Source organism: Meiothermus hypogaeus (genome assembly GCF_003574035.1).
Lineage (GTDB): Bacteria > Deinococcota > Deinococci > Deinococcales > Thermaceae > Meiothermus > Meiothermus hypogaeus.
In genome coordinates this window covers 12,657-25,517 of sequence record NZ_QWKY01000027.1, presented here as the reverse complement: position 1 = coordinate 25,517, position 12,861 = coordinate 12,657, and the positions used below count along the sequence as shown (strand labels likewise).

The following is a 12,861-nucleotide window of genomic DNA, read 5'->3' as shown; positions in this document are numbered from 1 at the left end:
TAACGCCAAAATAACGCTCACCTTGCTATTTTCACGAAACCTTAGCCCATAACCAAGTTGGGGCCAAGTCAGTAAAGGGGGTAGGTGTGAGGTATACGGTAATGGTTTTGGTGCTCGGTTTGCTCTTACTGGCCTCCTGTGGGAGCCCTGGAGGAAGTGCTGCGTGCCCCAACCCTGCGGTTTTTGATAACAGCGAGTGCAAGTTTGACGATCCCAACACTAAGTTTGGCCCCTAGGAGTGAGCTGCATGAAGGGAAATAATCTCAAGTTCTTCTTTTTGGGTGCGGCCCTAGTAGCAACAGGTTTGTGGGCAATGGCAGTGACAATTCCCAACACCTTTACCAGCGGTGAAGCGCTAAGTGCAGCCAAACTAAACGCGAATTTCGCAGCGCTCAAAACGGCAGTAGACGCGCTCGAGGCTGCTGTCCCTGGCAAGCAAAACCGTATAAGCGGAACCTGTTCGGAAGGCCGCTATATTCGCTCGGTCAACGCGGATGGTACGGTGGTCTGTGGGAACCCTGGTGCCTTTGGTCAGGTTCGTGAGGATGGTTCACTCCGTGGAGGAGCCCTGAATGTTGCTGCGGTGACCAAAGGTACTGGCGAGTACTGTATAACCTTCACAGTTCCGCTCTCCCAGGGCCAGCTCGAGACTGCACAAGTCACCCTTGCGGGGGATGTGAGCTCAGGTGTTTTGTTTCCCAGGGTCAACAACGGTCAAGCTGGTTTTACCCTTTCTTGCCCAAGTGGCCTCCAGGTTGTTCTCACCACCGCAGCCGGAACCAAGACCGATGGACGGTTTAGCTTCTCGGTTCCGCCACAGTGAATGACGCCGGCTCAGTTGTGTGTACTTGCCTGGTGGTATGCGCTTGGGGTATTTGCGCAACGCAGTAATGTTTTGGGCCTACCAAGCTTTTAACTTTGCATTAGCCCTTTTACCTTGTAGTGACCCTAGAAACTACTGAATTCTTGGAGCGAAAAAAGTGCCGTTCAAAATCATGATTCTGTAACGGCAATATAACGCTGGACTTGTTAGCCTCTGGCTGGCTACAACCCGAAACCCACCAACCGGTTGAGCTTGGAGGTTGATATGAAACGTCTTTTCTGGCTACTGAGTATGAGTCTGCTTCCTCTGCTAGCGGCCTGCCCAGGGGGCGGGGGCGGCACTCCTAGCCTGGTGATCTCGCCCAAGCCTAGCACCGTAACGGCAGGCACTACTGTCACCTTCAACGCCACCCTCACCAACGCTACAGGCACCATAAACTGGACACTTTCCGGCGCGGGGTCACTGTCCGCGACCACCGGTACTTCGGTCACCTACACCGCGCCCGCCAGTGTACCTACTCCCGCCAACGTGACCCTGACGGCTACCTCGGGCTCTCTCAGCGACAGTGCTAGCTTCACCATTGCCGCACCGGCGACCATCACGGTGGCGGGTACCGTAATCGGTTTCAATCTTCAGCCTGTTGCCAGTGCGCCAGTCGTGATTACCTCGGGCAGTACCAATCTAAGCACCACCACCAACGCAAGTGGTGCGTTCAGCGTTGCCGGGGTAACGCCTCCCTATGACGCGACCGTGGTGAGTGGGAACCAATCGCTCATATATAAGGGTTTGACGCGTACCGATCCGACCCTGGTCTTTATTGGCGTTACCCCAGGCGCTTCTCGCTCCGCATCGCTAAGTGGGACGGTTTCGGGCGGTGCAGGCTTCCCTGAGCCTGCAAACCACGTGACCAAAACGGCTTTTGGATCACCCGAGGCGGTAGACAACGCACCCGCCGCTACTGCTACGGGTGCTTATAACATGGGTACAGTAAGCTGGTTTGGCCCCACTACCACCACCGGAAATATTCATGCGCTCCAGTGGCTCTTCGATGGAACAGGCTTTCCCACCGACTATAAGGGATATGGGCAAAAGCTCAACGTAGCCTTGTCCGATGGCGGCGCATTCGCCAGCCAGAACGTCACCATGTCCGGGGTCAGCGAAGCTGCCATTTCGGGCTCGGTCACCCTTCCGGCCGGATATAACCTTGCCAGCAAGCGCATGTCAGTTGGCTTTGCAGATAGGTCGCTTATAGAAGTACTTGCTGATTCTGGTGCAAGCACCAACTTCACCTACACCACCCCCAACATCACTGGGGCAACCATACAAATGCGAATTACTGCTGGAAACGCGGCCGGAACCAGTGTGATTACTACCAAACCGGGTCTTGCGGTCAATGCAACCGGAGTCTCGATTCCCCTGCCTGCGGGTTCAGATCTCAGCTTGCCGCCCAATAGCGCCACAAACGTAAATAACAGCACAACCTTTTCCTATACACCCTTCTCGGGAGGGGTACACTTAGTGGTATTCAATGGCCCAGGTACCAACCCAGATTATGTGGTGGTAACTACTGCGGCTAGCACTACCATTCCCAATCTCAGTTCGGTTGGGCTTGGACTGCCATCATCTACGGTATATTCCTGGAATGTCCTGGGGGCAGCACCGTTTGCGAGTGTAGACGCCGCTGCAGGGCCTGGCGGCTGGCTGGCGGTGTACCTGGGGACTGCCGAAGGTAGTCGGACGGTCTCCACAAACCGCACCTTTACAACCGCACCCTAGAGCGGCCTCCCACGAATGCCCCACACAGCATACTTTGGAAGCTATGGCGTGTGGCGTAAATGTGGGAAACGCGATAAAGCCTCCAACGCCAAGGCCGGGGTAGTCCCCGGCCTTTTTTGCCAAAAGTTCAGTTAGAACCGGCTGGCTACCTTGTCCCAGTTGATTACATTCCAGATTGCCGCCAGATAGTCCGGGCGGCGGTTCTGGTATTTGAGGTAGTAGGCGTGCTCCCACACGTCAATGCCCAGGAGGGGGGTGTGGCCTTCCATCAGGGGCGAGTCCTGGTTGGCGGTGCTGTAGACGTGTAGCTTGCCGTCTTTGTCCTTGACCAGCCAGCTCCAGCCCGAGCCAAAGCGGGTCAGGCCGGCCTGGGTCATCTTGGTTTTGAGCTCCTCGAAGGAGCCAAAGGTGGCGTTGATGGCCTCGGCTAGCTTGCCGGTGGGTTCTTTGGCACCGCCGGGGGTCAGGATGTCCCAGAACAGGGTGTGGTTGTGGTGGCCGCCGCCGTTGTTGCGCACGGCGGTGCGGATGTCCTCGGGCACCTGGGCAATTTTGCCGAGCAGGTCTTCGATGCTCCAGCTATGGAGCTCGGGATGTTTTTCTAGGGCGGCGTTCAGATTGTTCACATAGGCAGCATGGTGCTTGCCGTGGTGAATGTCCATGGTTTGGGCATCAATGTGGGGCTCGAGGGCATCCTTGGGATAACCGAGGTCGGGCAGCTTGAACGGATAACTCATAGTTGAACCTCCGTGATGTACTCTACGCCTGCATGGTGACGTAAAGCTGTGACTAGGGACTCAAAATGAGCCAAATCTCCGGCGCATGCCGCTGGGACTGGGATAAGCCCGATAAACCAAAATGGCTCTTTTCCTGTGACCTGCACGCTAGTTATGCGTCATCTCTAAAGGCACCACCCACTTATCGAACTCTTCCTCGGTCAGGTAGCCCAGGGCCAGCGCGGCTTCCTTCAGGCTGGTGCCTTCTTTGTGGGCTTTTTTGGCAATGGCGGCGGCCTTGTCGTAGCCGATGTGGCGGTTGAGTGCGGTGACTTGCATCAGGTTCTTCTCGAGGTTCTCCTTAATGCGGGGCAGGTTGGGCTCGAGGCCCACCGCGCAGTTGTCGTTGAAGGCCGCGCAGGCATCGCCCAGCAATTGAATGCTGGTCAGCACGTTGTAGACCATCACCGGCTTGAACACGTTGAGCTGAAAGTTGCCCTGCGAACCGGCAAAAGCCACCGCTGCATCGTTGCCGAACACCTGCACGGCGACCATCGTCATGGCCTCGGACTGGGTGGGGTTCACCTTGCCGGGCATAATCGAGCTACCCGGCTCGTTTTCGGGAATGAGGATTTCTCCGATGCCGTTGCGGGGGCCCGAGGCCAGCCAGCGCACGTCGTTGGCCATCTTCATCAGAGCGCCCGCCAGGGTGCGCAACGCTGCACTGGTCGTCACCAGCGCGTCGTGCGCGGCCAGCGCGGCAAACTTGTTCTTGGCCGAAACAAAGGGGAAGCCGGTCTCTTTGGCAAAGTAAGAGGCGGCCAGGTCGCCAAACCTGGGATGGGCGTTGAGACCGGTGCCTACGGCGGTTCCGCCAATGGCCAGCTCGTACAGGCCCTGTTCGGCGTGGCGCACTTCGGCCAGGCAGTAGTCAATTTGGGCAACCCAGCTCCCAATTTCCTGCCCCAGGGTGATGGGGGTGGCGTCTTGCAGGTGGGTGCGTCCCACCTTGACCACATCCTTGTAAGCTTCGGCCTTGGCCGCCAGGGTGTCGCGCAGCTTTTGCACGTTGGGGTAAAGCTGGCGGTGGAGCTCCTCCACCACCGCAATGTGCATGGCGGTAGGGAAGGTATCGTTAGAGGACTGGCCCCGGTTGACGTCGTCGTTGGGGTGGATGGGTTTTTTGGAGCCCAGCACGCCCCCGGCCAGCTCGATGGCGCGGTTGGCGATAACCTCGTTGGCGTTCATGTTGGTCTGGGTGCCCGAGCCGGTCTGGAAGACCACCAGCGGGAAGTGGTCGTCCAGCTTACCAGCGATCACCTCGTCGGCGGCCCGCACAATCAGGTCGGCTTTGTCGCGGGGTAGCTCGCCCAGGTCGGCATTGGCCAGCGCGGCCCCCTTCTTCAGGATGCCCATCGCTCGAATGATGGAGCGGGGCATCTTGAAGCGCTCTTGTCCGATGGGGAAGTTTTGGATGGAGCGCTGGGTCTGGGCGCCCCAGTAGCGGCTCTCTTCAACCTTCATCTGGCCCATGGTGTCGGTTTCGATTCGGTAGCCCATAGCTTTCCTATTCTAATGGGCTTTGTCGGCCAAGCTAAAGGGACGATTAACCCCTGTATTTTGGGTAGATTTGCCTGCCAAACGGAAATTTAGTGGGTTGCCCTTATGCAAATCATCTGAATCCAATAGTTTGCCTTTTTGCGTAGCTACCCTGTAGAAAGGAGAACTCATGAATATCAAAAGCATCTTTTATGGCGTGGCCTTGCTGGTGCTTGCAGGCTGTAGCTCTACCGGGCCAGGCACTGCCGTCAACCTGAGCGGGTTGGTTGTCCAGAGTGGGGATGCGCTGGCGGCGAATGGGCGGGTCTTGAACCTGCAGGACGCCAGCCTGACCGAAGACGGCGAGACGGCCAATCTGGCTGTGGCCGCCGGCATGGAGATTGCCGGAGAGGGCTCCGACGACAACGGGGGCCTTCGGATGCGTCGGGTGGATGTGCGCTGGCGGGCCAGGGGAACCGTGGATGCGGTAGACGTCACCAACAGCACCCTAGACGTGGTAGGCCTGCGCGGCAAGGTCGGGCCCGGCAGCATCCTGGTGCAGGTTAACCCCGATGGCAGCCGCAGCCCCCTTACCCTGAGCCAAATAGAGCCCGGTGATTATGTCAAGATGGCCGGCGTGCCACAAGCCGACGACTCGGTGCTGGTCACCCGCCTCGAGCGCAAGACCGAAGACAACCCTGGCCGGGTTGAGCTTCGCTTGAAGCAGCGCAACCTCGATACTACCGCCAAAACCTTCACCTACGGGCTGCGCACCTACACCGTGAAATACAGCGGAGCCCAGGTCGAAGGAACCCTGAGCGAGGGGGTCTGGGTGCGGGTCAGGGCCACCAAGAGCGGCAATATCCTGAGCGCCAGCCGGGTGCGTACCGCCCGGGCCGAGGACGGCAACAAGCCAAACGGTCAAGAAGTTGAGCTTAAGGGCCTGGTGGAGGACCTCGACACTATCAGTAAAACCTTTAGCCTGGGTGGTTTTAGCATTAACTATAGCCGGGCAGAAGTGAAAGGAGCCCTGGCCAATGGTGTACTAGTCGAGGTGGAAGGGAGCGTCTCGGGATCGGGTCAGATTGAGGCTCGTAAAGTGGAGGTGGAGGACGAGAACAAGATTGGTCAGGGCGAGGTGGAGGGCACCGTCAGCGACTTTAATGCCACTGCCCAGACACTGCGTATTGCCGGTGTGCCCATCAGCACCAAGCCCACCACCAAATACGAAATTAATAGCAATGAGGTCAGCTCAAGCGTGTTCTGGGCCTCAGACCGCAACGGCAGCCGGGCAAAGGCCAAAGGACAAACCCAGGCCGGGACGTTGGTAGCGGACAAGCTCGAGATCAAATAGTTAGCAAGCACAAAAGGGTCGCTCAGCATCTTGTTGTGCGCCCGTAGCACAGTTACTGCTATCCAGAGCAGTGTGACAATCTTCCTGAGCAAAAATGGGTATCCTCTAGCTCATGTGGGATATTGTCATTGTCGGGGCAGGGCCGGTGGGGCTCGCTGCGGCTATTGAGGCCAAGCGGGCGGGCCTGAAGGCGGTGGTGCTGGAAAAAGGAACCATTGTCCACACCCTGTACCGCTGGCCTAAAGAAACGGTTTTCTTCAGCGAAGCCAAAAATATTGAGATTGGGGGCCACCCCTTCCCCTCGCTCTCGGCCAAGCCCACCCGCCGCGAAGCCCTGCAGTATTACCGCCGTGTCGCCGAAAACGAAGCGCTGGATATCCGTACCTACACCGAGGTTACCCGCATACAACCCCAGTCAGAACATTTCATGGTTGGCTACCGCGACCGCAATGGCGAAGGTCAACTGAAGAGCCGCTTTGTTCTGGTGGCCACGGGCTACTACGACAACCCCAACCGACTGGGCGTACCGGGGGAGGAGTTGCCCCATGTGCGCTACGGTCTGGACGAAACCTTACCCTACTGGAACCAGCAAGTGGTGGTGGTAGGGGGTTCCAACAGCGCGGTGGAGGCGGCCCTCGAGCTCTACCGCGGCGGTGCCCAGGTGAGCGTAGTCCACCACGGGGCCGAAATTCGCCCCAGGGTCAAGTACTGGCTCAAGCCCGACTTTGAAAACCGGGTCCGGGAGGGGGCCATTAGACTGCTGCTACAGGCCAGGATTGTGGAGATCACCCCCCGCGAGGTGGTGGTGGAGCAGGGGGCCGGGTCTACCCTCCGGCTACCTAGCGATTTTGTGCTAATTCATATCGGCTACAAAGCTGTGGATAATTTGCTGCGAGCGGCCCAGGTGGCCTACCGGGGTGATGCGCCGGTGCTATCCGAAACTTATGAAACCAGTATCCGAGGGCTTTTTGTAGCGGGCAGTGCGGGTTTTGGCTCCGACACCCGCACGGTGTTTATCGAAAACGGTCGAGAACACGCCCAGAGAGCGGTGCAGGAGATTGCCGATCGCCTCAAGGCCTTAAATATGCCCAGAATGGCTCCCAGTCAGGTTTGATACCGGTTTAAAAAAAGTTTACAAAAGCAAAAACCCCAGAGGTTGCCTTTTTGAATTCTGGAGCACACCCTCTCCCGAACGGTTGGCGAATCAAGCATCTCCCTTTCCAAGGGGCGGTATCGCCCTCCGCTACGCGGATAACTTCCAAGGAGCGGTATCGCCCTCCGCTACGCGGATAACTTCGCTCGGGTTGATTGGTTACAAACGGCGACGAATCAGACTATTCTTCTATGCTCAAGGTGTCAGGGCTAGCATATGGGGGCCAACAAATACCCGAGCTTCGAAGGAAGCTCGAAGGTGGCGAGCCGCCCGTCTGGGCAAATCTTGACACGGTATACCAAACACCCGTAAACTCTTTCACAAGATGTTTTCGACTGGCAGCCTAATCCTAGTGGTAGTGGGCCTAGTAATTACCAGGCCAACGGGGGATTTGGTGTAGCCAAGAGCCAGGAAGCGCATCCTAAAGCCCCCCGAACCAACGGGGGGCAGATTTTTGAGGAGATACTATGAACGGAGCCGCCGCAATCTTGAAAGCCCTGGAGATGCAAGGAGTGGATCTTATTTTTGGCCATCCCGGGGGCACCATCATGCCCACCTACGACGCCCTCTACGACTCGCCCATCCGGCACGTCCTGGTGCGGCACGAGCAGGCTGGCGTGCACGCCGCAACAGCTTATGCGCGGGCCTCGGGTCGAGTGGGGGTGTGCATGGCGACCTCGGGGCCGGGGGCCTTGAACCTGGTGACGGGCTTGCAAGATGCGCTGATGGACTCCACCCCGGTTGTTGCCCTCACAGGTAACGTGCCCCAGGCGCTTATTGGCACCGATGCTTTCCAGGAAGCCGATGTGGTGGGCATTACCCAGCCGGTGACCAAACACAACATTCAAGTACGCAATGTCAACGACATTCCACGGATCATCGCTGAGGCTTTCTACATCGCCTCCACAGGGCGGCCTGGCCCGGTGCTGATTGACTTCCCCAAGGACGTGCAGCAGGCCGAGTTTACCGGCACTTTCGATGTGGAAGTAGACCTGCCGGGTTACAAGCCCACCTACAAAGGGCATCCACGCCAGATTGAGCGGGCGCTGGAAGCCCTGCAAAAAGCCGAAAAGCCCATCTTGATGGTGGGAGGTGGAGCCCAGAACGCGGCCCAGGAAATTATGGTTTTTGCTGAAAAGTCGGGCATTCCGGTGATTCCAACCCTGATGGGGCTGGGGGCCTTTCCCGGGACCCACCCCCAGTGCCTGGGGATGCCGGGAATGCACGGCTCGGTGGCGGCCAACCGGGCCATCCACCACGCCGATACCATTCTGGCTATTGGACTGCGCTTCGACGACCGGGTTACCGGTAAGGTTTCGCGCTTTGCCCCCAACGCCCACACCATCATTCATGTGGACATAGACCCCGCCGAGATCGGTAAGCTGATCAAAACTGCTATTCCGGTCGTGGGTGATGCCAAGTGGGTGGCGGCAGAGCTGGCCAAGGGAGCCAAGAAGCTAAACATTTCCAAGTGGTTGGGACAGCTCGAGGACTGGAAGACCAAGCACCCCTTCGCCTGGAAACCCAAGCCCCACCTGCAAAGCCAGGAGGTCATCCAGGCTTTCTGGGAGGCCACCCGGGGCAAGGCTGTGGTGACCTCAGGGGTGGGCCAGCACCAGATGTTTGCGGCCCAGTTCTACAAGTTCGATGCCCCGCGCTCCTGGATCAACTCGGGCGGCCTGGGCACCATGGGGGTGGGCCTGCCCTTTGCCATCGGGGCTGCCCTGGCCCGCCCGGGCGAGCTGGTCATCGACTTCGACGGCGACGGCAGCTTCCAGATGACCTTGCAGGAGCTGGCTACCCTGAAAAAGCTCGATCTTAACGTGAAGATCGTGATTCTCAACAACGGCTTCCTGGGTATGGTGCGGCAGTGGCAAGACCTGTTCCATGCCAGGCGCTACAGCGAGGTGTACCTGGCCGACTCCAACCCCGACTTTGCCAAACTGGCCGAGGCTTATGGCATCAAAGGCATTACCCTGAGCGATAAAGCCAAGCTGCACGAAACCGTCAAAGAAGTCCTTGCCCACCCCGGCCCGGTGCTTCTGGAGGCCCGGGTCTACCACGAGGAAGGGGTCTTCCCCATGATTCCTTCGGGCGGTGCAGCGGAAGATATGATCATCGAGAACCCACGGGAGACGGTGGCGGGCGACTAGCGAGGATGTCTCGGGTCGCATGTTGTCGATGGCTGGCCAACGCATGTTTCTAGGCCCCGACCGAAGACCAAAAGATCCGAGATTTGAGACAGGAGAACTATGCGACATCTAGTTTCGGTTTTGGTACAAGACAACCCCGGCGTCCTGCAACGAATTGCCGGCCTGATTGCTCGACGGGGCTTCAATATTGAGTCGTTGGCGGTGGGGCGCACCCACCAGCCGGGCCTCTCGCGCATCTCGCTGGTGGTCTCGGGTGACGATGCAGTCCTGGAGCAGGTCGAAAAGCAACTCAACCGGCTCATCGAGGTGATCAAGGTGACCGACCACGCCGAGCCCCATGTGGAGCGGGAACTGGCCCTGGTCAAGGTGAGCATCGCCGGGATGGAGGAGCGGCTCGAGGTTAAGGACATTGCCGAGGCTTTCCGGGCCCGCATTGTGGATGTGGCCAGAAAGTCCATCATCTTCGAGCTGACCGGAGACTCCACCAAGGTAAACAATTTTGTGGAGGCCCTGCGGCCCTATGGGCTCCTCGAGGTCATGCGCACGGGAGCGGTGGGCATGTCCCGTGGCGAACAGGTACTCAAAGTACGGGAGAAGAAAGCAGTCTAGGATGGGCGCGTGCCCATCTTTTCTTTTGTGTGAAGATGTCGAAGGATGCGCCTTCGGCCTTCGGTGAGGAGAACAGAATGAAAATCTATTACGACCAGGACGCAGATATTGGTTTTATCAAGGACAAGACTGTGGCTATTCTGGGCTTTGGCTCGCAGGGCCATGCCCACGCCCTAAACCTGCGCGACTCCGGCGTCAGGGTAGTGGTGGGGCTCCGGCCCGGCAGCCGCAACGAGGAAAAGGCGCGCAAAGCGGGGCTCGAGGTACTGCCGGTGGCCGAGGCCGTTAAAAAAGCCGATGTGGTGATGATTTTGCTCCCCGATGAGACCCAAGGAGCGGTGTACAAAGCCGAGGTGGAGCCCAACCTGAAGGAAGGGGCCGCCATCGCTTTTGCCCACGGCTTCAACATTCATTTCGGCCAGATCAAACCGCGCCGCGACCTGGATGTCTGGATGGTGGCCCCCAAGGGCCCTGGACACCTGGTGCGCTCGGAGTACGAGAAGGGCTCGGGGGTACCCTCGCTGGTAGCGGTCTATCAGGACGCTTCGGGCTCGGCTTTCCCCACCGCACTGGCCTACGCCAAGGCCAACGGCGGCACCCGGGCCGGCACCATTGCCACTACCTTCAAGGACGAGACCGAGACCGACCTTTTTGGCGAACAGACTGTGCTATGTGGTGGGCTCACCCAGCTCATTGCGGCGGGCTTCGAGACCCTGGTCGAGGCCGGCTACCCCCCCGAGATGGCCTACTTCGAGTGTCTGCACGAGGTGAAGCTGATTGTGGATCTGATTTACGAGTCGGGTTTTGCCGGGATGCGCTACAGCATCTCCAACACCGCCGAGTACGGCGACTATACCCGGGGTCCCCAGGTTATCAACCGCGAGGAGACCAAGGCCCGCATGCGCGAGGTGCTGCGCCAGATTCAGCAGGGCGAGTTTGCTCGGGAGTGGATGCTCGAGAACGTGGTTGGCCAGCCCACCCTGAATGCCAACCGCAACTACTGGAAAGACCACCCCATCGAGCAGGTCGGCCCCAAGCTCAGGGCCATGATGCCCTTCCTCAAGTCTCGCTTCAGCAAGGAAGAGGTTAGTAGCTAGTAGCCTGTAGCCGGTAGCCCCTGCGGCCCAACTGCAATCCGCCATCGGCTATCGGCTATCAGCAAAACCGGAGGTTTCTATGCGGCACATCCGAATTTTCGATACCACCCTGCGCGACGGCGAACAAAGCCCGGGGGTAGCCCTTTCGCTTCAGCAAAAGCTGGAAATTGCCCAGGGCTTGGCCCGGCTGAATGTGGACATCATCGAGGCGGGCTTTCCGGTCAACGGGGCCAGCGAATTCGAGTGTGTCTCGCGCATTGCGGCCGAGGTCAAGGGGCCGGTCATCTGTGGGCTGGCCCGTACCCACAAGCTCGACATTGAACGGGCAGCGACGGCGCTGGAGAAAGCGGAGAAAAAGCGGATTCACGTCTTTACCAGCGCTTCAAAGGTGCACCTCGAGTACATGCTCCGCAAAACCCCTGAGGAGATTCTGGAAATCTCCGATGCCATGGTGCGCTACGCCCGGCAGTTCACCGACGATGTGGAATTCAGTGCCCAGGACGTGATGCGGGCCGACTTCGATTTCGTCATGAAACTCTACGAGACCGCTATCAACGCCGGGGCCACCACCATCAACATCCCCGACACCACCGGTTACGGCACCCCCCAGGAGTACGGAGCCTTGATTGGGCGCATCTACAAAGAGGTGGTACGCGGGCGGGATGTGCATATCTCGGCCCACTGCCACGACGACCTGGGCATGGCCACGGCCAATAGCCTGGCTGCAGTGGAGAACGGCGCCACCCAGATCGAGTGCACCATCAACGGCATCGGCGAGCGGGCGGGCAACACAGCTTTGGAGGAAGTGGTCATGGCGCTGTATGTGCGTCGCGACCATTACCAGGCCCATACCCGCATCAATACCCGCGAACTCTACCGCATGAGCCGGATGGTGGAGCGCTACACCGGTATGCTGGTGCAGCCCAACAAGGCCATCGTGGGGGACAACGCTTTTGCCCACGAGTCGGGCATTCATCAGGACGGTGTCATCAAGAATAAAGAGACCTACGAAATCATGAACGCCGAGCTGGTAGGCCGCCAGGCGGCGGTGCTGGTGCTGGGTAAGCACTCCGGGCGGGCCGCGGTTAAAAAGGCCCTGGCCGACCTGGGCTACAAGCTGGACGATGCCCAGATTGGCAGCATTTTTGCCCGCTTCCGTGAGATCGTCGAACGTAAAGGCCCCATCGAGACCGAAGAACTGCGGGCCCTGGTGGAAAGCGAGTCGGTTTCGACCCCGCACCTGTTCAATCTTGAGAAGCTCCAGTTCTTCTCTGGCTACGGCATGTTGCCCACCGCTACAGTAAGCCTCGAGACCCCCAAGGGCGTCGTGACCACCACCGCCATTGGCGACGGCCCGGTGGATGCGGTATACAAGGCCCTCTCCGAGGCCATTGGCCTGAAGCCCGAGCTGGACCTGTACCGAGTGGAATCGGTGACGGGCAGTACCGAGGCTTTGGGCGAGGTGACGGTCAGGCTTAAGCTCGGCGAGGTGATGGCCACCGGCCACGGCATCTCGCCCGACATTATCGAGGCTTCGGCGCGGGCTTACCTGGATGCGGCCAATAAGCTGGCCGCCGGGCAGGCCGCGCGGCATCCCCGCTCGCTGGAAGAGGTGCAGCGCTCGGGTCTGGGGAAATAGCG

The 12,861-nt window shown here is 59.0% G+C and carries 10 protein-coding genes; 8 read left to right on the top strand and 2 right to left on the bottom strand.

Going from position 1 to position 12,861, the window contains the following annotated elements:
* The first annotated feature begins 247 nt into the window (after positions 1–247).
* Both Mhypo_RS17910 and Mhypo_RS08765 read left to right on the top strand, forming a co-directional pair.
* Positions 248–823: a hypothetical protein gene (locus Mhypo_RS17910; protein WP_147075408.1), complete on the top strand. Its 576-nt coding sequence runs from the start codon at positions 248–250 to the stop codon at positions 821–823.
* A 264-nt stretch (positions 824–1,087) separates the two neighbouring features.
* Positions 1,088–2,599 (top strand): serine-rich family protein, encoded by a 1,512-nt coding sequence (locus Mhypo_RS08765; protein ID WP_119340922.1) that lies wholly within the window; start codon positions 1,088–1,090, stop codon positions 2,597–2,599.
* 131 nt (positions 2,600–2,730) lie between these two features.
* On the opposite strand, the gene Mhypo_RS08760 is transcribed toward Mhypo_RS08765, so the two are convergent.
* Both Mhypo_RS08760 and fumC read right to left on the bottom strand, forming a co-directional pair.
* On the bottom strand, positions 2,731–3,336 hold the full coding sequence (locus Mhypo_RS08760) for a superoxide dismutase (RefSeq protein WP_119340921.1): 606 nt from the start codon (positions 3,334–3,336) through the stop codon (positions 2,731–2,733).
* Between the two features lie 147 nt (positions 3,337–3,483).
* Entirely contained in the window at positions 3,484–4,875 is a 1,392-nt protein-coding gene (gene fumC, locus Mhypo_RS08755) for a class II fumarate hydratase (protein ID WP_119340920.1), read from the bottom strand.
* A 169-nt stretch (positions 4,876–5,044) separates the two neighbouring features.
* Between fumC and Mhypo_RS08750 the strand changes: the two genes are divergently transcribed.
* The 6 genes from Mhypo_RS08750 (at position 5,045) to Mhypo_RS08725 (ending at position 12,859) form a co-directional block, all read left to right on the top strand.
* A complete protein-coding gene (locus tag Mhypo_RS08750) occupies positions 5,045–6,208 on the top strand; it encodes a DUF5666 domain-containing protein (RefSeq protein ID WP_119340919.1) in 1,164 nt (387 codons plus the stop codon).
* Between the two features lie 112 nt (positions 6,209–6,320).
* Positions 6,321–7,322, top strand: coding sequence for a YpdA family putative bacillithiol disulfide reductase (locus tag Mhypo_RS08745; protein ID WP_119340918.1), 1,002 nt, complete (start codon positions 6,321–6,323; stop codon positions 7,320–7,322).
* 506 nt (positions 7,323–7,828) lie between these two features.
* Positions 7,829–9,514: a biosynthetic-type acetolactate synthase large subunit gene (gene ilvB / locus Mhypo_RS08740; protein WP_119340917.1), complete on the top strand. Its 1,686-nt coding sequence runs from the start codon at positions 7,829–7,831 to the stop codon at positions 9,512–9,514.
* Between the two features lie 99 nt (positions 9,515–9,613).
* Entirely contained in the window at positions 9,614–10,123 is a 510-nt protein-coding gene (ilvN, locus tag Mhypo_RS08735; RefSeq protein WP_119340916.1) for an acetolactate synthase small subunit, read from the top strand.
* 77 nt (positions 10,124–10,200) lie between these two features.
* The gene (ilvC, locus tag Mhypo_RS08730) at positions 10,201–11,220 is read left to right on the top strand and encodes a ketol-acid reductoisomerase (protein WP_119340915.1); all 1,020 of its coding nucleotides are present in this window, start codon (positions 10,201–10,203) and stop codon (positions 11,218–11,220) included.
* 79 nt (positions 11,221–11,299) lie between these two features.
* On the top strand, positions 11,300–12,859 hold the full coding sequence (locus Mhypo_RS08725; RefSeq protein ID WP_119340914.1) for a 2-isopropylmalate synthase: 1,560 nt from the start codon (positions 11,300–11,302) through the stop codon (positions 12,857–12,859).
* Positions 12,860–12,861: the final 2 nt, after the last annotated feature.